Below are 21,817 nucleotides of genomic sequence, written 5' to 3'. Positions count from 1 at the left end.
TGGATAACCATTGGGGAATTCTCGGCTATAAGCCGTTGACCTGCGAAGACATGCTCCCCAGCCTGTGGAGGAGAATATTTCGGTCGGGCCTGTGACACGATCGTCCCGTACTATCTCCAGCGAACGGCTACACCTGGACAGCGGATTCCGCTTTCGGTTCAGAAGGGTCACACTCCGGCCGTGAATTACCGGGACTGGGGACGCGGCGATGGCAGCCCGCGCGAGCGCCAGCCAACCGCCTCGTGGGGTGAGCGCGCGGCGTCCGTTCCGGTTGATCCGTACGACGAGGACGGGCGCTACCGCACCTCCAGCCGGCGGCGTGCGTTGGACCGCGGCCAGGACGAGCCTGTCGACGCCTACCTGCCCCGGTGGGCGCTGGAGTCAGGGGTCCGGCACGCGGACGGCGGTGGTCGCCACGCGGCACCGGACGACGACGAGGACGAGCCCGAGCGGCCGATCTCCGGGGCAGGCCGACGGTCCGCCGAGTCGTCGAGTGGTCGGCGGCGGGGCAGCGAGCCGCGTCGGCGGGAGCAGGCAGCGATCGGCCCGGCGCCAGACTCGGACCACACCCGGGAGTGGACGCTCGACCGTCCACAGGACCAGGGGTACTCCGGCCGCCGGCGGGCCGACGCCGGGGAGGACGAGCCGGTCTCCGGCGCTGTCTCGGACCGGCGTCCCCGCCGCGCGCCCGTTGGCCGTCCGCAGGTGATCTGGTCGGGCGGGGAGCCGGAGTCCGCCCCGAGCGAGCAGGTGCCGGATCAGGAGCCGAGCCGTCCCAGCCGGCGTAGCCGCCGTGCGGCGGAGGAGTCCTGGTCCCGTCCGGCGGCCGACCCGTGGGCCCGCGGATCGGACCGGGCGGCGGAGCCCGAACCGTCGTACCCGCCTGCGGTGGACCCGTGGGACGCCTCTGGCGTGCACGCGTGGCCGCCGACGGCCGGCGCGGACGGCGGGGACCTGAGCGGGCAGTGGTCGGCGGTGGAGAGCGTCGGTGGCTGGGAACGGTCGGACCGCACTGGCCAGTGGGAGCGGTCCGCGATCGAGGACGACCAGTGGGACCGTACGGTGGCGCCGCGCTCCGATCGTCCGGTGGCGGCCGAGGGGTGGCCGAGCCGGGAAGACGGGTTCTGGTCCGGCACCCGGTTGGCCGATGACGACCCGCGTTGGATGGATCCGACGACGTCGGCACCCCGGTCGCCGGTGGTGGGATACACCGCCCCACGGCCGCGCAGCGCGCCCGCGCCGCGTTCGGGCGCACCGCGTGCGGGTACGCCCCGGCGTCGGGCGGACCGGCCGGCGGTGGGAACGGCGTCGGTACGTCGGCGGGTCGAGTCGGCGGCCACTGGTGCCTGGGCGCGGCGTCTGGAGGACGACCTGCTGGACCCGGATCCGGGTGGGTCCGTCCGGCCTCTGCTGTACACGGCGGCCTGTTACCTGGTGCCGGCGATGCTGATCTTCGTTTGGCTGTTGACGCTGGACAGCCAGGCGCCGGCTGGTTGTGTGACCGACATCAGCGGGGGCGGGTGTGAGTCCGCCCGGTCCCGGGCACTGGAGTCACTACTGGCTGGTTCGCCGCGCTTCGGTTTGGCGCTGGTGAGCAGTCTGGTGGTGGCGGCGCTGCTGCGGCGGGTGGGTACGACGTGGCGCTCGGCCACCATCGCGGTTGCCGCCGCGGTCGTGGGCGGTGGCCTCTCCACTGTGCTGATCAGCGCGGTGACGGGCCAGCCCATCGGGTGACACGGCTGCGAGCCGCCGGACCATCGTGGCCGGGCTGCGCCAGGTCGGACGATGTACGCACGAGGGCCCGCACCGATTGCTCGGTGCGGGCCCTCGTGGTGGTGTTGCGGACGTCAGCCCTGAACGACGTTCAGGTTGAACGACGCGGTCACCTCAGGGTGCAGCTTGATCTTCACCGGGTAGGCGCCGATCGACTTGATGTGACCGGGCACCTCCAGCCGGCGACGATCGAGGACCGGGCCGCTAGCGGCCTTGACGGCGTCGACGATCTCGGCCGGGGTGACCGAGCCGAAGAGCCGTCCGCCGTCGCCGGCGCGGACCTTCAGGTTGACCTTGAGACCCTCGAGCTGAGCCTTGACCTCGTTGGCGTGGTCGAGGTCGCGGATCTCGCGGGCCCCACGGGCCCGCTTGATGACCGTGACCTGCTTTTCCGCGCCCTTGGTCCAGACGATCGCGAAGCCCTGCGGCAGCAGGTAGTTACGGCCGTAGCCGTTCTTGACCTCGACGATGTCGCCCGGGGCACCGAGGCCGGACACTTCCTGAGTCAGGATGATCTTCATATCGGTGCCTCCTCTCAGCGGGTGGTGGCCGTGTATGGCAGGAGCGCCATCTCACGGGCGTTCTTGACCGCACGGGCGATCTGCCGCTGCTGCTGCGAGGTCACGCCGGTCACCCGACGAGCGCGGATCTTGCCGCGATCGGAGATGAACTTGCGCAGCAGCGCGGTGTCCTTGTAATCGATGTAGGCGATCCCGTCCTTGTCGAGCGGGTTCACCTTCTTCTTGGGCTTGCGCAGTGCCGCAGCCTTGGCCGTAGCACGTGCTCCTGGTTTGCGATCGCGAGCGCTAGGCGCCATTAGAACGGTGGCTCCTCGTCAAAATTGGCGCCCGAACCGGCACGCGCGGGAGAAGGAGCAGCCGAAGCCCAGGGGTCGTCGAAGTTGCCTCCGCCGCCGCCCTGGTTGCCACCGCCACCGCCGCCACCGAAGCCGCCGCCGCCACCGCCGGAGCGGGACATCTTCTGCACCTTCGCCGTGGCGTAGCGCAGCGACGGGCCGATCTCGTCGACCTCAAGCTCGATGACAGTGCGCTTCTCACCCTCGCGGGTCTCGTAAGACCGCTGACGCAGCCGGCCCGACACGATCACCCGAGCGCCACGCTGCAGCGACTCGGCGACGTGCTCGGCGGCCTGCCGCCACACGGTGCATGCGAGGAACAGCGGCTCGCCGTCCTTCCATTCGTTCGACGCCTTGTCCATGAAACGGGGCGTCGAAGCGACTCGGAACTTGGCGACCGCAGCCCCGGAGGGGGTGAACCGCAACTCGGGGTCATCGGTCAGATTGCCGATGACCGTGATGGTGGTGTCTCCTGCCATGACCATCTCCTCGCGCACTCAGCGTCTCGTCGTACAGGCTCGCAGAGCCGTACGACAGAGTCGCGGAGGCTGATCCGGACGAACCGGGGTTGGATGCTCTAGCGCATTTCCGGTCGGATGACCTTGGTGCGCAGCACGGACTCGTTGAGCCGGAGCTGACGGTCCAGCTCGGCCACCGCAGCAGGCGTGGCCTGCAGGTCGATGACGGCGTAGATGCCTTCGGCCTTTTTGTTGATCTCGTACGCGAGGCGCCGACGGCCCCACACGTCGGTCTTCTCAACCGAGCCACCCGCGGTCCGAATCACGTTCAGGTACGTGTCGAGCGACGGTGCGACGGTGCGCTCCTCGAGGCTGGAGTCGAGGATGACCATTAGTTCGTAGTGACGCAAGACGTGCTCACCTCCTGTGGGCTAAGCGGCCACGGTCCTTCCGTGGCAGGAGGTCTTGTGTCGTCGTCCGCACGCGCCGAGGGAACCCGGCCGGACGCGGACAACCTGACCAGGATACCCGGTCCCAACGATCATGCCCGGGGTGGTCGGGTCCGGACCCGGACGAGCCGACGGGGGCCCACCGTCCGACCGTCAATTGGCCGGTGGTGGACCCCCGTCTACGAGGCCGCGGGGCGTCCGGTCCGCATTCCTTGGGTGGGACCTGGGGAGGAACGACCACACCGATGAGGTTGGACCGAAGACGCCCCGCGGAGCTTTATCGTGTTGTTATCTGACGATACAACAGCACTCGTACCTTGTCGGGGGGAAAAGCACAATTTTCGGAGATTCGTCGTCGCTCGGTATCCGCTGTGCGATGGGGGTCGCCCCCGCTGCGCCGGGCCGCGCCGCGGGGGTGACCTCGCTGTCGGCCGTCGACCGTCGGTCGCCGTGCGACGCTCGCGCCGCTGGCGACACCGGGAGTGGTCGCCGGTTCAAACCCATCAACGATCGTCGGTCCCTCCGGTGACGCGACACCGCCCCGACCGTCGCTCCGCCGGTCGGGGGCGCGACGTAGGCTCGCTCGCATGCGTATCGGAGCCCACGTCGACTCGACCGACCCGCTGGCGGAGGCGGCCGCCCGGTCCGCCGAGACCGTGCAGTTCTTCCTCGCCGACCCACAGGGTTGGAAGGCGCCCAAGCCTCGCGAAGATGCCGAGCGGCTACGCGCCGCCGAGGTCGACCTCTACGTGCACGCGCCGTACGTCATCAACGTGGCCACGCTCAACAACCGCATCCGGATCCCGAGCCGCAAGCTGCTGCTCGGGCACGCCAACGCGGCCACCGCCATCGGCGCCAAGGGCCTGATCGTCCACGGTGGGCACGTCAACGCCGGCGACGACCTGGCCGTCGGCTTCGACAACTGGCGCAAGACGTTCGCGTACGCGGCGGACTCCGGCGGCTTCGGCGTACCGGTCCTGATCGAGAACACCGCCGGCGGCGACAACTCCTGCGCCCGGCGGCTGGACGCGCTCGCCCGACTCTGGGACGCCATCGGTGAGTACGAGGTCGGCTTCTGCCTGGACACCTGCCACGCGTACGCGGGCGGCGAGGAGCTGCTCGGCCTGGTCGACCGGGTCAAGGCGATCACCGGGCGGATCGACCTGGTGCACGCCAACAACTCCAAGGGCGCGTTCAACTCGGGCCAGGACCGTCACGACAACCTGGACGGCGGGACGATCGACCCGGAGCTTGTGGTGGCGGTGATCCGGGCAGCCGGCGCGCCGGTGGTCGTCGAGACACCGGGCGGTGTGACAGGCCAGGCTGCCGACATCGACTTCCTGCGTGAGCAGCTCGGAGCGAAGAGCCCGGCGGCATGACGAGCGGACAGCCCGGGACCGGCAACGCCCGGCCCACCCCCACCGGCGCGACCGCCGAGAGCCAAGCCGCCACCACAGCCGCGGCCGGCACCCCCACCCAGCAGAACGCCGCGAACAAGCAGGATGCCGCCGAGGGCGCCACCGCGGCCAGCGACAGCACTGCCAAGGGGACCGACGCGGTCAAGGACAGCGACCCGGCCAAGGACAGCGGCGCGATCAAGGCCGACAAACCAGCCAAGGACAGCGAGCCGGCCAAGAACGGCGACCCGGCCAAGGGCGCGAAGGCGGACAAAACCGACGGTACGGATAAGGCCGACAGCGAGGCGAACCCGGTCGGCCCGGAGCGTTGGGAGGCATTCGCCTCCGCCCCTGAGCCGAAGCCCTCCATCTTCAGTCGGGTGGGCCGGGCGGTCGGTCGGTTCCTGATCCACGAATGGACCCTGGCCGCCCTCGGCTCGTTGGCACTGGCCGTGTTGATGACCTGGCCGACGCTGCGCTATCCGCGCTACACCCTTCCTCAGGACTACTGGGACCCGAGCCTGCAAGCCTGGCAGATGGCCTGGTCGGGGCACATCCTGCTGGCCGAGCCGGCACGGCTGTGGCAGTCCAACACGTTCTTCCCCGAGCTGTGGAGCTTCGCGTTCTCCGACACTCTGCTCGGGTACGCCCCGGCCGGAATGCTCGGCAGCGGTCCCGAGGACGCCGTGCTGCGCTACAACATCATGTTCGTGCTGGCGCACGCGCTCGCCACTCTCGGGGCGTACGCGCTGGCCCGACAGCTCGGGGCCGGCCGGATCGGTGCGGCCGTCGCGGGGGTGAGCTACACCTACGCGCCGTGGCTGCTGGCCCAGGCCGGTCACCTGCACGTGCTCTCCAACGGTGGCATTCCGCTGGCGCTGGCGATGTTGGCGCGCGGGCACGGGTGGTCCCTCCGACACGGCTACCGGCCGGAGCGCCGGCATGACGGTTGGGTCTACGCCGGTTGGCTGGTGGCAGCCTGGCAACTCAGCCTCGGCTTCGGTATCGGGCTGCCCTTCGCGTACTTCCTGGCCGGCGCGGTGCTGGTTGCCGCCGTCCTGTTCATCGCGCGGCGGTTGCGCACCGGGCAGGCCGTTCCGTTCGGTCGCCGGTTGTTCGTCGCCGACGTGCTCGGCGGGGTGTTGTTCGCCGGTGTCGGTCTGCTGATGGCGTTCCCGTTCTTCAAGGTGACCGAGCTGCACCCGTACGCCGAGCGCACCGTCGGCGACATCAGCCTCTTCTCGCCACCGGCGTCGGGCTTCGTGACGGCGCCCGGGGAGTCGCGGATCTGGGGTGGGCTGCACGAGGGCGCCCGGGCAGCGCTGCCGTGGCACCCGGAGATGACCCTGCTGCCGGGCTTCGTGCTCTACGCGCTCGCCGCGGGCGGGTTGCTCTTCTCGGTGTGGCGGCTGCGGCACCGGCTGCTGCTGCTCGCCGGGGTGCTGGTGACGATGGCCTTCGCCATGGGCACCCGTTTCTTCGACGGCACCTTCACCTACGTGCCCCTCTTCGAGCATCTGCCGGGTTGGAGCGGGCTGCGTACCCCCGGGCGGTTGATGCTCTGGACCACGTTGTTGCTCGGCCTGCTCGCGGCGGGCGCGGTCACCGCGCTCACCGACCGGGTCCGCGAGTTGACCGCGCAACGGATCCCGTCGTGGCCGGGGCCGTGGCTGCGGATGGCCACCCTGCTGCCGTTGCTGCTGGTCACCGTCGAGGGCCTGAACACCACCCCACACCCGGTGGTGCCGACCCAGCCGGCGGCGATGCGTTCGGCGGAGGGTCCGCTGTTGGTGCTGCCCAGCAATCAGAGCCTGGACCAGCACGTGATGCTCTGGTCGACCAGCGGGTTCCCCGACGTGGTCAACGGCGGTAGCGGCTTCACGCCGCGCCAGCTCGACGACGTCCGTCGGGTGAGCCAGTCGTTCCCGGACCAGACGAGCGTCGACTACCTGCGCACGCTCGGCGTTCGCACAGTGGTGTTGCTGCGCGGTCAGGTGGCCGGCACACCATGGGAGATCAACATCGACGCGCCCGTCGAGTCGCTCGGCATCAGCCGGCAGGAGGTCGGCGACGCCGTCGTCTATCGCCTGTGAAGCTTTAGGGCGGGTTTTCGGGGGAGCCCACCCGGCTCCGGGCGGTCAGGCTTGATCCCTGCGCCGGGCGGGGCTCCCCCGAAAACCCTGACGTGGTGCCGGCCGCGGTGGCCTTAGGGTCAGGTCGTGGGCACCGGTACCGGTGCTTGTTCGCTGGTCGTCGTGGTGCGGCGCCAGCGGTCTATCCAGGGGGCGTCCGGAGCGCCGTCGAGAACGCCACCGTCCGGGTCGTCCGGGTAGGTGGCCCGCACCGCGTCCTGCTCGGGGTGCAGGATCTCCTTGACGACGAAGACGCAGAGCACCACCACGGTGGCCAGTCGCAGCGTCGAGGCCAGCACGAACACCCCTTCCGGGAAGACCGGACGGCTGGTTGCCGCGCCGAGCAGTTCCCCGTAGAAGGCGACGAAGTAGCAGACCTCGGCGATCTGCCAGGCCAGGAACGCGCCCCACTTCGGTCGGGCCAGCACCACCAGCGGGAGCAGCCAGAGCACGAACTGCTGCGACCAGACCTTGCTGAAGATGAGGAACGCGGCGACCACCAGGAAGGCGAGCTGACCCAGCCGCGGTCGGCGCGGCGCCCGCAGCGCCAGCACCGCGACACCGAGGCAGGCAAGCCCGAACAGCGCGTACGAGATGGTGTTGAGGGTGGGGATGTTGGCGTTGAGCCACTCGAACGGGCCGAGCTTGGCGGGGTCGTTGCCGACTTTGCCGTCCAGGTAGCGACCGATGTACCAGAGCGTGCCCCAGTCGATCGGTCGGGTGGTGTTCAGCTCGAAGAACCGGTCCCAGTTCTCCGGGTACGCCCTTGCGGCCGGCAGGTTCACCAGCACCACGGCCGCGATCGCCGTCCCGATGGCAATGAGCGCGGCACGTATCCGGTCGGCTCGCAGCGCGAGGATGAGGATCGGCCCGAGCAGGAACAACGGCCAGAGCTTCGCCGCGCCGGCGAGCCCGAGCAGCACGCCGGCCGCCGCCGGTCGTTTTCGGGCCCAGGCCAGGAGGCCGAAGGCGGCCAGCCCGATGGCGAGCAGGTCCCAGTTGACTGTGGCGGTGAGCACCAACGCCGGGGCGAGTGCGAACAGCGCCGCGTCCCAGGGTCGTCGGCGGCGCAACGCCAGGATCACCCCCACCGTGGCCACCGCGAGCGCACCCAGCACCAGCGCGTTGAGGTTGTAGAACCACTGGACCTGGTTGATGCTCGGGTCGCCCTCACCGATGGCGTGCACCGGCAGGCCCAGCGCGCCCATGAAATAGCCGGTCAGCACCGGGTACTCGACCGGGTGGTCGCGGTAGGGCACCTTGCCCTCATTGAGCCCTTCGGCGTAGTAGAGGGCAAGGACGTCGGTGTAGCAGAACCGGGTGTACTGGACGTTGTTCTGCCAAGCGCCGTTCTGGCAGGGCGATTTCTGCACCCAGTGCAGCGCGAGTGTGAGGCACACCAGCGCCAGCACGATCCGCACGGGGGTCCAGAAGCGACGCTCCCCACCGGCCGGCCGGTCCAGCGCTGTCGCGTGGTCGCCGAGCGGTCCGCCGATGACGCTGGAGACGCCGCGGACGAACCCGTCGGAGCGGGACGGGTGATCGGTGGTTCCGGCGTCGTCGATGCCGGGCGTCGACTGGGTGCTCATGAAGAGGCATCCTGCCGTACGACAGGGGTGCCCGTCCCGGCGCGGCGCGGAGTTCGGGGTACGAAAACGCCGCCGCCGGCCCGGGACAGGTCGTCCGGCCGGCGGCGGTGTCGTCGTGTGCTGGTGCGGGTCAGTCTCGGTTGGGTGGCAGCCCGGGTAACAGGCCTCCGCCGCCACCACCGGTTCCGCCGCCGCCGGGATTGCCTCCTGGATTGCCGCCGGGGTTACCGCCGGGGTTGCCCCCAGGGTTACCGCCAGGGTTGTTGCCCCCAGGGTTGCAGAAGATGTCGATCAGCGGGTTACAGGGGGTGCCCTGGCCGGGCTGACCCCCCGGGTTGGGTGGCGGCGGCGGGGGCGGCGGGGCTTCACCGTTTCCGGAATCCGGATCGCCGACGTTCTGGGCCGGCGGGAAGTCGACCTTGGGCTTGCCCTTCAGCGCCTCGTCCATGAACCGCTCCCAGATGTCGCCTGGGAGGTTTCCACCACTGACCTTCCGCTTGTCCTTGAGGATGAGCGGCTTCCGGTCTCGCACGTTGCCCACCCACACTGCGGTGGCCAACTGCGGCGTGTAACCGACCATCCAGGCGTCGCCGTTGTCCCTGCTGTCGCCCTTGAGCTCCCAGGTACCGGTCTTGGAGGCCGCCTTGCGACCGTCGTCGAGCCGGTGGTTGACGGCGGCCGGGTAGTCCTTCAGCACGGACGTCACGTCGTCCACGACGCCCTTGTCGATTCGCCGCTTCGAGTCGAGCTTCTCGCTGTAGATCTTGTCCCACTTACCGGTGTTCGGGTTCTGCTTCTCCACCGAGTAGAGGAAGTGGGCCTTGTTGTAGACGCCCCCGTTGGCGAAGGTGGCGACGCCGTTGGCGTGGTCCAGCACGGTGATCGGGTACTGGCCGTAACCGACGACGTTGAAGAACGGCTCCGGCGTGATGTCCTTCGGGTCGGTCTTGGTCAGGTCGTAGGCCTTGGCCGGGTTGGTGTCCGTGCGCCACATGGTGGTGACGCCGGCCTGCTTGGCCATGTCGACGACCTTGTCCGCGCCGATCTCCTCGGTGACGTAGTAGAACGGCACGTTCAGGGACTTGAGGGTGGACACCTTGAGGGTGCAGGAGTTACCGCAGTCGGGGTTGTCGTCGCCCGCGTTGCTGACCTTGAACTCGGTGCCTTCCGGCTTGAAGGCCCTGCCCTTCCACCGGGACTCGAGCGCCTTCTTCTCCTTGAGCGCCGCCGCCAGGGTGTAGATCTTGAAGCTTGAACCTGGCGAGTGACCGCCGCTGATCGTGCCACTGGAGTCGGTGTTCTTGCCGGCGTAGTCGGTGCCGGTGCCGTTGTCACCGCCGTAGTACGCGACGACCCGACCGTTTGTGGGGTCGATCGCCACCACCGCGGCCATGAGGTTGGACGGCTGATCAGCCAACTCGGAGCCCTTGGACTTGCGCTGGGCCGTCTCGACCGCCGCCGCCTGCATCTTGGTGTCCACAGTGGTGCGGATCCGATAACCGCCGGCCATCAGCGCCTGGGAACACAGCGGCTTGGTATCTGTCACCTCCGTGTCCTTCTCGACGCAGATGCCCCTGTCCCGCATCTCCTGCCGGACGTAGTTGATGACATTGCCGTACGGGGTGTCGACGCCGAAGTCGACGCCGATGCCGCCCTTCTTCGGGGCCTTGATGGCCTTTATCGGGTACTCAGCAGGACGCGGTTCCTTGCCGGGCACACCGAGCCAGCCCTCCTTGACCATGCCCTCGATCACGTAGGTCCAGCGATCCTGGGCCGCTGTCGGATTGATCGCCGGGTCGTACCCCTGGTGGGTGGAGCTGGGTTCTGGCTGCTTGATCAGAGCCGCGAGGACGGCACCCTCGGCCGGATTGAGCTTGCCCACCGACTTGCCGAAGTAGGTCTGCGCCGCAGCCTCGATGCCGTAGGCGCCCCGGCCGAAGTAGATCACGTTGAGGTAGTGCTGCATGATCTGCGGCTTCGTGTACTCGTCGTTGAGCTTGGAGGCGAAGATCGCCTCCTTCACCTTCCGGGCGTACGTGTCGTCCTTCAGGTTGTCGTAGGCGTTACGCGCGTACTGCTGGGTGATGGTCGAGGCGCCCTGCTTGTCGCCGCCGGAGAGGTTGTTCCAGCCGGCGCGGGCAATGCCCTTGTAGTCCACACCGGAGTGGCGGTAGAAGTTCCGGTCCTCGGCTGCGGCAACCGCGTTCTGCACGTACTCCGGAATCTGGTCGATGGTGACCAGGGTTCGGTTCTGATCGCCCACCTTGGCGATGATCGTCTTGTTGTCGAAGGCGTACAGGGTGGTCGCCTGCGGCGGGGTGATCTCGTCCGGGAGCACGACGCTCGTCGAGTAGTAGGTGAACCCGACCACGCCGATTCCGGCGAGCATGATGAAGACGGCGAACCCGGCGATCAGCAGGTTCATTCGCTTGCGCTTCTTCGCCCGCGCCGCGCCCGAGTCACCCGGACCACGGCCGCCCCGACCGGGACCACCCGGACCACCGGGTCCCCCAGGGCCGCCCGGTCCACCGGAGACCGGTGAGACGCTCGCTCGGGCGACCGCCGCACGACCACCGACCGACGCGGAGCCGACGCTGGCCCGGCCTGCTGAGGCGCTGCCGACCGAGGCCGCACCGACGGCGGCGGCACCGACCGAGGCCCGACCTGCTGGCGCACCCGGCGCGGGAGAGACGGGCACGGAGGCCCGACCGGCGCCAGCACGGCCAGCGGCCACACCCGGTGCCGGCGACACCGGCACCGAGGCCCGACCGGCCCTGCCGTTGGCTGCCGAACCCACCGAGGCGGACCCGGCCGCCGCGCTGCCACGCGGCGGCACCGAGGCCGAACCGCCGACCGTGGCGCGACCGCCGGTCGCCCGGGGCGTCACCGAGGCACGGCCCGGGGTTGCCGCGCCGCCCTCCGAGGCTGACCAGCCGCTCCCGCCGGAGTCACCGCCGGGCCGGCGGTACGCGTCGTCCGCGCCCGGTCCGGGGTCACCGTCCGGACCCGAGTACTGGGCCCGCCCGCGCGCAGAACTGGGATCACCGTACGAGTTCATTCCTCACACCCTGCCGGTCGCGGTGGGGCGCGACTGCGCCGCCACCGGGTTGCCGTGAGTTGCTTCACCCCGGCTGCCGGCACGGGGGCGCCGGGCGAGCGGGGTCATTGTCGTATCAATCGGGCCAATCGGGCCAACAAGCGGTTGACCGTCCCGGGTTTCGTCTACGGCCCCGGGGCCGGTCCAACCAGCTGAGATCACCGTTGCGCCTCTCGCCTCCGCCGACCGGCGCCTTCGGCGCCCGCCGCGTCCTGCTCGCTCGTGCCGTCGCTGTCGCCGGTGAGACCGTCCCGGCCGAGCAGGTACTGCTCGACGAGATGGTTCCAGTCACAACCGAGGCACACCTCCACCACGAAGACCTGAAACTCACGCAGCGTCATCGCCAGCACTGGCAACTCGGTCAGTGTCCGAGCCTGGCCAGCGGACTGCTTGAGTTCGTCACCGTAAATGTAGTGGACCAGGGTCAGGTTTTCGCTGCGGCAGATCGGGCAGCGCCGGTCCGTCGGCTCTCCGTGGAACCGAGCGGCGTTCTTCAGGTACGGCGACGCGTCGCAGACGTCGTATGTGCCGACCCGGCCGGCCAGGAGCTCACGCAGCACTGCTCGCTTCTGAAGCGAGTAGTCGACGACCTGGCGCTGCGTACGCATGCGGAGAAGGGTACGCGGTCCGACCGGAGCAGGCGACCACGCTCACAATCCGTGACGACAGCATCTCGGTGCGGGGGTTTGCCCTGGCCCACGCGAACCGCTAACGTGCGATGTATCGGTCCGATACATCGCGGCGGTTACCGCTCCACGCCGGAGGGTAAAGAGAGGGTGGCCAGTGCTCGAGTTCGCCATCCTCGGCCTCCTGCAGGAGTCTCCGATGCACGGCTATGAGCTGCGCAAGGAGCTGACCGCCAAACTCGGCGCGATCCGGGCGGCGATCAGCTACGGCTCGCTCTATCCCACGCTACGCAGGCTGCAGGCGGCGGGATGGATCACCGAAGCTGCTGAGACACCCGCCACTGCCGAGGAGGTTCCCGCGCTGACCAGCCGACGAGGTCGGGTGGTCTACAAAATCACCGCGGAAGGCAAGGAACGCTTCGCCCAGTTGATCGCACAAGCCGGACCCGAGACGTACGACGACACGGGCTTCGGGGTGCACTTCGCGTTCTTCGCCCGAACCGACCAGGCGACCCGACTGCGCATTCTGGAGGGTCGCCGCCGCAAGATCGAGGAGCGTCGCGAAGGGCTTCGCGACGTGCTGGGCCGGGCGGCCGAGCGCCTCGACGCTTACACGCTGGAACTGCAGCGCCACGGCCTTGATGCCTGTGAGCGCGAGGTCCGCTGGCTGGAGGAGCTCATCGCCAACGAGCGCTCCGGCCGAGCCCCGACGGTCCCGAACATCGGGACAGCCGGCGGCCGACGAGAAGACAACAGCCCGCCTCCGCCTGGAGAGACCAGGAATGAGCGGCCGTGACAGAAAAGAAGGAGGCAGACGCTATGGGCTCCGTCCGCGTCGCCATCGTCGGTGTGGGTAACTGCGCCTCGTCCCTGGTTCAGGGCGTCGAGTACTACCGGAACGCCAACCCGAACGACCGCGTCCCGGGTCTCATGCACGTCGCCTTCGGCGACTACCACGTCAACGCCGTGGAGTTCGTCGCGGCATTCGACGTGGACGCCAAGAAGGTGGGCATGGACCTCGCGGAGGCGATCGTCGCCAGCGAGAACAACACCATCAAGCTCTGCGACGTGCCGCCGACCGGCGTCAGCGTGCAGCGCGGTCCGACCTTCGACGGTCTGGGCCAGTACTACCGCGAGATCGTCGAGGAGTCCGACGCCACGCCGGTCGACGTGACGCAGGCGCTGCGCGACGCGCGGGTCGACGTCGTCGTCTGCTACCTCCCGGTCGGCTCCGAGCAGGCCGCCAAGTTCTACGCCCAGGCCGCGATCGACGCCGGCTGCGCGTTCGTCAACGCCCTGCCGGTCTTCATCGCCTCCGACCCCGAGTGGGCCAAGAAGTTCGAGGACGCGGGCCTGCCGATCGTCGGTGACGACATCAAGAGCCAGGTCGGCGCCACCATCGTGCACCGCGCCCTCGCGAAGCTCTTCGAGGACCGCGGCGTCGAGCTGCTGCGCACGTACCAGCTCAACTTCGGCGGCAACATGGACTTCATGAACATGCTGGAGCGCAAGCGGCTGGTCTCGAAGAAGATCTCGAAGACCCAGTCGGTCACCTCGCAGATCCCGCACGAGATGAGCAAGAGCGACGTGCACATCGGCCCGTCGGACCACGTGCCGTGGCTGGACGACCGCAAGTGGGCGTACATCCGCCTGGAGGGCCGCTCGTTCGGTGACACCCCCCTCAACGCCGAGCTCAAGCTCGAGGTGTGGGACTCGCCGAACTCGGCCGGCGTCATCATCGACGCGGTCCGGGCCGCGAAGATCGCCCTGGACCGGAAGATCGGCGGCCCGATCCTGTCGGCCTCGTCGTACTTCATGAAGTCCCCGCCGGTGCAGTACGCCGACCACGACGCCCACCAGGCCGTCGAGGAGTTCATCGCCGGTGAGGTCACGCGCTGACGCGCTGAATCATCACGCACGTGGAAGGGCCGGGTCCGTGCGGACCCGGCCCTTCGCCGCGTTCAGCTCGACATCTCCAGGTACGGCGACAGCCGCAGCGCCAGCTCGTCAATCGAGTCGACCTCGCCACTGACCAGCGCGTCGGTCACTGCCATCCGCTCCTTCGCGGGCATGTTGAGGATCAGCCCAGCCTGTTCGAAACGGACGTCCGCAGCCCTCCAGGCGAGCCCGGCGTTCCACAAGTCAAGCGGACGCCAGAGCATGATCCCGTGGAGCAACGCGGCAGCCTGATCCAGGGTTGTCGGATAGACGGGACCATTGAGTAGATGGGCGTGTGGCCGGGCGGCAGCCGCGGAAAGGATGCCACCGTCGCGCACGACCGTGTGTGGGCCGGTGCTTTGTGCCATCAGGAGCAGTAGATCCTCCGCGTCCGGCCAGCGGCGCCTCACCGGTCGCCGAGCATTTCGTAGAACTCCGCGTTGCGCTCCTCCACCCGCTTGACCGCCCCACGGGTCCACTCGTCGCGCTCGCGGCGGTCCAGATATGCCTGGATCGCCACCTCGACGGTCTTGTGCATGGACCGCTGCTCGGCCTCGGCAAGCTCCTTGAGGCGCTGTTCGACTTCAGGCTTGAGCGTCAGGGTAAAGGCCATACCACTTTTGTATAGCTCCTCCGGTGGCACGTCAACCACGCTTGGCACTGCCTCTACCTCCTCATTCGTTGATCTCGGTTGCCGCTGGCAAGCCGCGCACCGATCAACGGCAGAGCGTGAAAGTCAGACGCGGAGGACGGGGTATCGAAATGTGCAACAGCCATCACATGTCCATCCGCCGCGAAGCATCCGACGGGGTCAGGACCAGGCGTGTCGCAGGGCGACCCCGGCCTCCAACTCCAGCAGCTTGACCTTGCGGGGCAGGCCCCCACCGAAGCCGACCAGCTTGCCGCCCGCGCCGACGATCCGGTGACACGGCACGATCACCGGCACCGGGTTGCGGTTGCAGGCCACTCCCACCGCCCGCGCAGCTCCGGCATCGCCGACCAGGCGCGCCACCTCGCCGTACGTCAGCGTCTCCCCGTACGGGATCCGCGTCATCTCCCGCCACACAGCGCGCTCGAAGTCGGAGCCGCGCGGCACCGAAACCGGGACGGTGAACGCGGTCAGCTCGCCGGCGAAGTACGCCCGCAGCTCGTCGACGGCCTGCCGGGACAGCGCGTCGCCGGGCTCGTTGGTGGCACCCTCGAGCCGGCCGAAATGGGCACCGCGGACGCTCGTGCCGTCGGTGGCGACGGAGAACTCACCGATCGGTGAGTCGAGCACGGCCCAGCGCATCCACCTATTCTCCCCCACGCGGACTCTCTCGCCGGCCCGGCCACCAGCCTCGGACCGAGCGTCACTCCCGACCCGCATCGGTAGATCATCTTCACGCCCTGCCAGGGCGTTCGGCGTTGCGCGGCGTCGATACCGTCAAGGTCGTGGCAACGGGAACGCTCATCTTTCTGATCATCGGCGGGGCGGGCATCGGTGTGCTCGCGCTCGCCCTGCTCGGCACCGAGCTGTTCCAGTTCGGGCACGCCGACGTGGACGGGCCGATCTCGATCGAGACGGTCGCCGGCTTCGCCGGGGCGTTCGGGTTCGGCGCGGCCATCGTCAACGAACTGCTCGGTGCTCGTACACCCGGCATGGTCGTCGGGGCGGTGGCCGGCGGCGTGCTCGCAGCCGTGCCCACCGGCTGGTTGGCGTCCCGGCTGGGTCGGGCGGCGCGGAACATGCGCACCGACCCCACCCCCACCCGCGACGACCTGGTCGGCGCGCTCGGCCTGGTCGTCACCCCGGTGCCGGCCAATGGGTACGGCGAGGTCCGCATTCGCCTCGCCGGCCAACCGGTCAAGCTCAGCGCCCGCGCGGACCAGCCGATCCCGCTCGGCGCCCAGGTCTTCGTCGTGCAGGCGCTCAGCGACACCAGCGTGCACGTAGAGACCTACTGATCTCCCCCTCATAGACGGGACTCCTCATATGGCCCTACTCATCGCCATCGGTGGCGCGGTCCTCCTCGCGCTCATCCTGGTGTTCTTCGTGCTCTCCCGGATCAAAGTGGCCGGCCCGAACGAGGCGTTCATCGTCACCGGTCGCAAGGGCCGCACCACCCAGACCGCCGACGGTGGGCGGTCCACCGACAACTCCGGGCAGAAGGTCGTGCTGGGCGCCTCGGTCTTCGTGCTGCCGGTGGTGCAGAAGCTGCAGTCGCTCGACCTGTCCAGCCGGCGGATCGACGTCGGCATCCGGGGCGCTGTCAGCAAGCAGGGCATCCGCGCCGACCTGCACGGTGTGGCGATCGTCAAGGTCGGCGGCACCGAGGACGCGATCCGGGCCGCCGCACAACGGTTCCTGCACCAGCAGGACGAGATCGACAACTTCACCAGGGAGGTGCTGGCCGGCGCGCTGCGCTCGATCGTCGGCCGGCTCACCGTCGAGGAGGTCATCCGGGACCGGGCGGCGTTCGCCAGCGCGGTCGCCGAGGAGGCCGAACACTCGATGACCAACCAGGGTCTGGTGTTGGACACCTTCCAGCTCCAGGACATCCTCGCCGAAGGCTCCTACCTTCAGGACCTGGGCCGACCCGAGGCCGCCCGGGTGCTCAAGGACGCGGCGATCGCCGAGGCCCGGGCCCGGCAGCAGGCCGAGCAGGAGCGGCTGCTCGCCGAGGAGGCCATCGCCGAGGCCAACCGCAACCTGGCCCTCAAGCAGGCCGGCATCCAGGCCGAGATCGACGCGGCGAAAGCGAAGTCCGCGGCGGCCGGACCGCTCGCCCAGGCCGAGCGGGACCAGGCGATCCTCTCCGAACAGCAGAAGGTGGCCGAGCGCAACGCCGAACTCAAGCAGCGCCAGCTCGACACCGAGGTTCGCAAGCCGGCCGACGCGGCCCGGTACAAGGTGGAGCAGGAGGCCGAGGCGTCCCGAGCAGCGGCGGTGCTGCACGCCGACGCGCAGCGTCAGTCCGTCATCGCCGCCGCGCAGGCCTCCGCCGAGCAGGCCCGCCTCACCGGTGAGGGTGAGCGGGCCCGACGGGCCGCGCTCGCCGAGGCCAACGCCATCGAGGGTGCCAAGGAGGGTGAGGCCGAGCAGCGGCGACGCTCCGCCATCGCCGAGGCCGTGGAGCGGGAAGGCCAGGCCGAGGCCGCGGCCATCCTCGCCAAGGGTGAGGCCGAGGCCGACGCGATGGCGCGCAAGGCCGAGGCGTTCGCCGCGTACGGAGAGGCGGCCGTGCTGGACCTGCTGGTCAAGGTGCTGCCGCAGGTCGTCGAGGCGGCCAGCGCGCCGATCGGAGCGATCGACAAGATGACGGTCATCTCCACCGACGGCGCGTCGTCGCTCACGAAGTCGGTGGCCGGCAACGTGGCCCAGGGCCTACAGCTCGGCAGCGATCTCACCGGGATCGACCTGCCCGGCCTGCTGGCACGGCTGGGTGCCGGACGGACCGACGCCACCGCTCCGGCCACCGGGGTCGACACGGTGGACGGCAGCACCGTCTCGCGCTGAGCCCGAGGGACCGGCCGAGCGTCAGGGCTCTGGTCGGCACCGGATGACCCACGAACGACCGGCGCCCGCCGGCACCGCCTCCCGAGGGAGGGGTGCCGGCGGGCGCCGGTGGTAATTCCGTGGCTGGTTCAGGCGAGGTTCATGGAGAAGCGCTCGCCCGCCGAGAGGCCGAGGTCCGGAGCCGAGTAGTTGGGGTCCTTGTTCGGGATCAGCTGGCTGGTGCCGGCGCTGCCGGCACTGACCGCCTGCTCGTCGACGTACGCGAAGATCCAGCCCGACCCGTCAGTGGTCCCGACACCCCGGTGCCAGAAGTTGAAGACCTCCCAGTCATCGATTGCGGGGGCCGAAGCAAGGATCGGCTTCGATCCGGCACCGGTCGCCGAGACCCACTTGCCGTTGGCCAACGAACGCAGGCCGAAGTAGCCGTAGTAGTCCAGATCGAACAGCTCGAACTTCTCCCAGGTACTCACCGACGCGACCAACGGGATCAACGGCTTGCTCCCGGCACCGTCGGCGGAGACGTACTTGCCGCTGACGGCCGATTTGAAGCTGACGATCAGGTTCGTTTCGAGGTCGAACTTCTCCCAGGTGCTGGCGTTCACCGCGCTGGCAACCAGCGGGCCACCGTTGTTGGGCGCACTGACGTACTTGTTGTTGACGGTGGCCTTCAGGCTCACCGTGCCGTCGATCTGGTGAACCAGCTGGAACCTCTCCCAGGTGCTCACCGACGTGGCTGTGGCGATCAGCGGCTTGCTGCCGGCACCGGTGGCACTGACGTACTTGCCGTTGACGTTCGCCCGCAGTGCGACCAAGCCGTTGCCGGCGTCGACGATGTCGAGCTTCTCCCAGCCGCCCAGCACTGGGCCGACGGCGGCCAGAGGCTTGCTGCCCGCGCCGTCAGCGGAGACGAAATAGCCGTTGGAACGTGCCAGCAGGCCGTGCGAGGTGCGCGCCGGAGAGAGGGCCGACGCGACGTTGAGCAGACGGTCCACCCCGCCCTGCGGGTTCAGCACCGCGCCAGCGAGCCCTCGGGTCACGATCGTGTTGCGCACCTGCGACGGGGACCACGTCGGGTTCGACTGAAGCAGCAGCGCAGCGGCTCCGGCCACGTGCGGCGCCGCCATCGAGGTCCCGCTGGAGGCCACCGACCCGTCGGTGGTCCCGTTTGCCGCCGAGACGATGTCCACGCCCGGAGCCCAGACGTCGACACACGGACCGTAGTTCGAATCGAATTCCTCGGTCACGGCCCGACGGTCGAACCTGTCGGTGGCTCCGACGGTGATCGCCGCCGACACCCTGGCCGGGCTGTACGCGCAGGCATCGTCTGCATCGTTGCCGGCGGCCACCGCGTAGGTGAGACCGGTGGCGATGGAGTTGCTGACCGCGTTGGGGATCGCCGGGTAGTCCGGGTTATACGGCGCGCCGAGGCTCATGTTGACCACGGCAGGCTTCTGCGCATTGGCGGTCACCCAGTCGATCCCGGCCAGGACCTGCTCGGTGGTGCCACCACCACTGCAGTCGAGGACCCGGACGGCGACCAGGTTGACGTTCTTGGCCACGCCGTATTTGGTGCCGCCGACGGTGCCCGCCACGTGCGTGCCGTGACCGTCGCAGTCCTGTGCCACATTGTCCTGGTCGACCGCGTCGTAGCCGTACGAGGCACGGCCACCGAAGTCGCTGTGACTGATGTCGATGCCGCTGTCCATGATGTACGCGTTCACCCCGGCACCGGTGTTGGGGTAGGTGTAGCTGCCACTCAGCTTGGGCGAAACCTGATCGATCCGGTCCAGGCCCCAGGAGGGGGGCGCGCTCTGCGTCCCGCTCCCTTGGAAGCGGACCACCGGCTCCACGGATGCGACATCCGGGTCGGCGGCCAGCCGGCCGGCCTGCTTCGCGGTCATCGCGGCGGAGTAGCCGTTGACGGCGTTGCTGTACAGCCGACGGACGCTGCCGCCGTTCTTCGTGGCCAGGGCCGAAGCCGCTGCCTTGATTTTGGCCGGGGTGGTCTTCTTGTTCTTGAAGACCACGATGTAGCGATCCGGTACGACCTCGACGGGCTTGGCTTTGGACAACCGGCTGTCCGGCTTGGGGGCGGTCAACTTGCTCGCGGGCTTCGGCGCCAGCGGAGCGGACGGTTCGGCCATGGCGGCCCCACCGGTCGCGGCGCTGACGATGATGGTTGCGGAGGCGAGAACAAGGCTCGCCACCGCCGAGCGGCGTAGCACGCCACGGCGTTTCACTAGATGATCTCCCCGTTTGGTCGTCGCCCGTCCAATCCGGAGGGCCGGACGGGCGGTGGGGTCGGCGGCGGTGTCGATGGACCGGTAGCCGACGGACGCCCAGCAATCATGGACGACGATGAAAGCGCTACACCTCAGCCATTCGGTCGATCCGCTCGCGTTTCGTCGTCGACCGGACAGCTGTGCATCGCCGTCAGCCACGTCCTGCGAGTGACGGCTCCCGCCACCCCACGACGGATCGCGCTACACGACAAGCATCGAGGTCGAGCGCGTCAGTTGGGGATGCCCTCGGCGCGGGCCCAGCGCAGCAGCTCCGCCTCGGCGGCGTCGCGGTCCAGCGGGCCGTGCTCGAGGCGTTGCTCCTTGAGGTGCTTCCAGGCCCGCCCGACCACCGGCCCCGGCGGTACGCCGAGCAGCTCCATGATCGCGTTGCCGTCCAGGTCGGGTCGAACCCGCGCCAGGTCTTCCTCGGCCTCGATCCGGGCGATCCGATCCTCCAGCGCGTCGTAGTCGGCCGCGAGTTGGGCGGCCTTGCGCCGGTTGCGGGTCGTGCAGTCGGAGCGGGTCAGCTTGTGCAGGCGGGGCAGCAGGTCACCGGCGTCGGCGACGTAGCGGCGCACCGCCGAGTCGGTCCACTCGCCCCGCCCGTACCCGTAGAAGCGCAGGTGCAGCGCGACCAGCGCGGTCACCTGCGCGGTGACGTCCTTCGGGTAGCGCATCGCCTTCATCCGGGCCTTGGTCAGCCGGGCGCCGACCACCTCGTGGTGGTGGAAGCTGACCCGGCCGTCGGACCCGACCGCCTTCGTCGCCGGCTTGCCCACGTCGTGCAGGAGGGCGGCCATCCGCAGGATGAAGTCGCAGCCCCCCTCCTCGTAGGAGACCGCGTTCTCGACGACCGTCAACGTGTGCTCGTAGACGTCCTTGTGCTGGGCGTGCTCGTCGATCTCCAGCTTCAGCCCGGTCAGCTCCGGCAGGAACCGCTCGGCCAGCCCGGTGTCGACCAGCAGCCGCAGCCCGGTGATCGGGTCCGCGCCGCAGAGCAACTTGGTGAACTCGTCGCGGATCCGCTCGGCGGTGATCCGGTCCAGGTCGGCGGCCATCTCGGTCATCGCCAGGTGCACGTCGGGGTGCACGGCGAAGCGGAGCTGCGCGGCGAACCGGGCGGCCCGCAGCATCCGCAGCGGGTCGTCGCCGAACGACTCACCAGGCGTGCTCGGGGTACGGATCACCTTGGCCGAGAGATCGTCCAGCCCACCGTGCGGGTCGGTGAACCGGTGGGCCGGCAGGCTGACCGCCATCGCGTTGATCGTGAAGTCGCGCCGCTTCAGGTCCTCGTCGAGGCTGGTGCCGTACACCACCACCGGGTTGCGGCTGACCTGGTCGTACGATTCAGCACGGAACGTCGTGATCTCCAGTCGGAGGCCGTCGCGCTGAGCGCCGATGGTGCCGAACTCCCGACCGGTCTCCCAGATCGACTCGGCCCAGCCCTTGATGATCCGCAGGGTCTCGTCGGGGTGCGCGTCGGTGCAGAAGTCGAGGTCATCCCCGAGTCGACCGAGCAGGGCATCCCGCACCGAACCGCCCACCAGGTGCAACTCGTGACCGGCGCGGACGAAGCGGCGGCCCAACTCGTCGGCGACCGGGGACACCCGGAGCAGTTCGGCGACGGCGTTGCGCTGCGCGGCGGTGAGTTCGCGGCGGTCGGCGGCGTGAGGAGCGGAGGCTTCGGACATGGGATCACCAGCTTATCGGGCAGGGGTGTG

20 protein-coding genes are annotated in these 21,817 nt (G+C 69.3%); 8 read left to right on the top strand and 12 right to left on the bottom strand.

The features are described from left to right. Positions 1 to 180 precede the first annotated feature (180 nt). On the top strand, positions 181 to 1,734 hold the full coding sequence (locus tag OG992_RS21225) for a hypothetical protein (protein WP_238687611.1): 1,554 nt from the start codon (positions 181 to 183) through the stop codon (positions 1,732 to 1,734). A gap of 113 nt (positions 1,735 to 1,847) precedes the next feature. On the opposite strand, the gene rplI is transcribed toward OG992_RS21225, so the two are convergent. From rplI to rpsF, 4 genes are all read right to left on the bottom strand, one after another. After that, positions 1,848 to 2,294, bottom strand: coding sequence for a 50S ribosomal protein L9 (gene rplI, locus OG992_RS21220; RefSeq protein ID WP_030487689.1), 447 nt, complete (start codon positions 2,292 to 2,294; stop codon positions 1,848 to 1,850). A gap of 14 nt (positions 2,295 to 2,308) precedes the next feature. Continuing rightward, positions 2,309 to 2,590, bottom strand: a complete 282-nt coding sequence (rpsR, locus tag OG992_RS21215) for a 30S ribosomal protein S18 (RefSeq protein ID WP_051723758.1) — start codon at positions 2,588 to 2,590, stop codon at positions 2,309 to 2,311. Then, on the bottom strand, positions 2,590 to 3,126 hold the full coding sequence (locus OG992_RS21210; RefSeq protein WP_181518404.1) for a single-stranded DNA-binding protein: 537 nt from the start codon (positions 3,124 to 3,126) through the stop codon (positions 2,590 to 2,592). The genes rpsR and OG992_RS21210 overlap by 1 nt, the downstream gene beginning before the upstream one ends. 80 nt (positions 3,127 to 3,206) lie before the next feature. Beyond that, entirely contained in the window at positions 3,207 to 3,497 is a 291-nt protein-coding gene (gene rpsF, locus OG992_RS21205; RefSeq protein WP_036391391.1) for a 30S ribosomal protein S6, read from the bottom strand. Positions 3,498 to 4,123: 626 nt separating this feature from the next. On the opposite strand from rpsF, the gene OG992_RS21200 reads away from it, so the two are divergent. Both OG992_RS21200 and OG992_RS21195 read left to right on the top strand, forming a co-directional pair. Beyond that, positions 4,124 to 4,915, top strand: coding sequence for a deoxyribonuclease IV (locus OG992_RS21200; protein ID WP_266304114.1), 792 nt, complete (start codon positions 4,124 to 4,126; stop codon positions 4,913 to 4,915). After that, positions 4,912 to 7,026 (top strand): hypothetical protein, encoded by a 2,115-nt coding sequence (locus OG992_RS21195; protein ID WP_266304113.1) that lies wholly within the window; start codon positions 4,912 to 4,914, stop codon positions 7,024 to 7,026. Before OG992_RS21200 ends, OG992_RS21195 begins: the two co-directional genes overlap by 4 nt. Positions 7,027 to 7,145: 119 nt before the next feature. On the opposite strand, the gene OG992_RS21190 is transcribed toward OG992_RS21195, so the two are convergent. Together OG992_RS21190 and OG992_RS21185 are read right to left on the bottom strand one after the other, a co-directional pair. Next, the gene (locus tag OG992_RS21190) at positions 7,146 to 8,654 is read right to left on the bottom strand and encodes a glycosyltransferase family 87 protein (protein ID WP_238687614.1); all 1,509 of its coding nucleotides are present in this window, start codon (positions 8,652 to 8,654) and stop codon (positions 7,146 to 7,148) included. A 130-nt stretch (positions 8,655 to 8,784) separates the two neighbouring features. Further along, on the bottom strand, positions 8,785 to 11,079 hold the full coding sequence (locus OG992_RS21185) for a transglycosylase domain-containing protein (RefSeq protein ID WP_238687615.1): 2,295 nt from the start codon (positions 11,077 to 11,079) through the stop codon (positions 8,785 to 8,787). 4 nt (positions 11,080 to 11,083) lie between these two features. Here OG992_RS21185 and OG992_RS21180 point away from each other — a divergent pair, with 4 nt between their 5' ends. Beyond that, on the top strand, positions 11,084 to 11,770 hold the full coding sequence (locus OG992_RS21180) for a hypothetical protein (protein ID WP_238687616.1): 687 nt from the start codon (positions 11,084 to 11,086) through the stop codon (positions 11,768 to 11,770). 139 nt (positions 11,771 to 11,909) lie between these two features. Here OG992_RS21180 and OG992_RS21175 read toward each other — a convergent pair whose 3' ends face one another. After that, positions 11,910 to 12,359: a DUF5318 domain-containing protein gene (locus tag OG992_RS21175; protein ID WP_030487681.1), complete on the bottom strand. Its 450-nt coding sequence runs from the start codon at positions 12,357 to 12,359 to the stop codon at positions 11,910 to 11,912. 175 nt (positions 12,360 to 12,534) lie between these two features. Here OG992_RS21175 and OG992_RS21170 point away from each other — a divergent pair, with 175 nt between their 5' ends. Next, entirely contained in the window at positions 12,535 to 13,173 is a 639-nt protein-coding gene (locus OG992_RS21170) for a PadR family transcriptional regulator (protein ID WP_030331823.1), read from the top strand. A 23-nt stretch (positions 13,174 to 13,196) separates the two neighbouring features. Continuing rightward, positions 13,197 to 14,276 (top strand): inositol-3-phosphate synthase, encoded by a 1,080-nt coding sequence (locus OG992_RS21165; RefSeq protein WP_238687617.1) that lies wholly within the window; start codon positions 13,197 to 13,199, stop codon positions 14,274 to 14,276. 62 nt (positions 14,277 to 14,338) lie between these two features. On the opposite strand, the gene OG992_RS21160 is transcribed toward OG992_RS21165, so the two are convergent. From OG992_RS21160 to OG992_RS21150, 3 genes are all read right to left on the bottom strand, one after another. Continuing rightward, the gene (locus OG992_RS21160) at positions 14,339 to 14,683 is read right to left on the bottom strand and encodes a hypothetical protein (protein ID WP_266304112.1); all 345 of its coding nucleotides are present in this window, start codon (positions 14,681 to 14,683) and stop codon (positions 14,339 to 14,341) included. A 38-nt stretch (positions 14,684 to 14,721) separates the two neighbouring features. After that, positions 14,722 to 14,928 carry a ribbon-helix-helix protein, CopG family gene (locus tag OG992_RS21155; RefSeq protein WP_238687619.1) on the bottom strand — a complete coding sequence of 69 codons (207 nt, stop codon included), beginning with the start codon at positions 14,926 to 14,928 and terminating at the stop codon, positions 14,722 to 14,724. 198 nt (positions 14,929 to 15,126) lie between these two features. Continuing rightward, the gene (locus OG992_RS21150) at positions 15,127 to 15,606 is read right to left on the bottom strand and encodes a methylated-DNA--[protein]-cysteine S-methyltransferase (RefSeq protein WP_266304111.1); all 480 of its coding nucleotides are present in this window, start codon (positions 15,604 to 15,606) and stop codon (positions 15,127 to 15,129) included. Positions 15,607 to 15,722: 116 nt separating this feature from the next. Between OG992_RS21150 and OG992_RS21145 the strand changes: the two genes are divergently transcribed. Both OG992_RS21145 and OG992_RS21140 read left to right on the top strand, forming a co-directional pair. Continuing rightward, entirely contained in the window at positions 15,723 to 16,262 is a 540-nt protein-coding gene (locus OG992_RS21145) for a hypothetical protein (RefSeq protein ID WP_238687621.1), read from the top strand. Between the two features lie 28 nt (positions 16,263 to 16,290). Beyond that, complete coding sequence (locus OG992_RS21140; RefSeq protein WP_266304110.1) at positions 16,291 to 17,814, top strand: flotillin family protein; 1,524 nt, start codon at positions 16,291 to 16,293, stop codon at positions 17,812 to 17,814. A 128-nt stretch (positions 17,815 to 17,942) separates the two neighbouring features. Here OG992_RS21140 and OG992_RS21135 read toward each other — a convergent pair whose 3' ends face one another. Together OG992_RS21135 and OG992_RS21130 are read right to left on the bottom strand one after the other, a co-directional pair. Next, positions 17,943 to 20,255, bottom strand: coding sequence for a S8 family serine peptidase (locus OG992_RS21135; RefSeq protein WP_266304109.1), 2,313 nt, complete (start codon positions 20,253 to 20,255; stop codon positions 17,943 to 17,945). 71 nt (positions 20,256 to 20,326) lie between these two features. Beyond that, positions 20,327 to 21,787 carry a CCA tRNA nucleotidyltransferase gene (locus OG992_RS21130; RefSeq protein WP_266304108.1) on the bottom strand — a complete coding sequence of 487 codons (1,461 nt, stop codon included), beginning with the start codon at positions 21,785 to 21,787 and terminating at the stop codon, positions 20,327 to 20,329. Positions 21,788 to 21,817: the final 30 nt, after the last annotated feature.

Source organism: Micromonospora sp. NBC_00362 (assembly GCF_026342155.1).
GTDB classification, from domain to species: domain Bacteria; phylum Actinomycetota; class Actinomycetes; order Mycobacteriales; family Micromonosporaceae; genus Micromonospora; species Micromonospora hortensis.
Note: the sequence above shows the minus strand (reverse complement) of the source record. Positions and strands in the feature narration are given on the sequence as shown.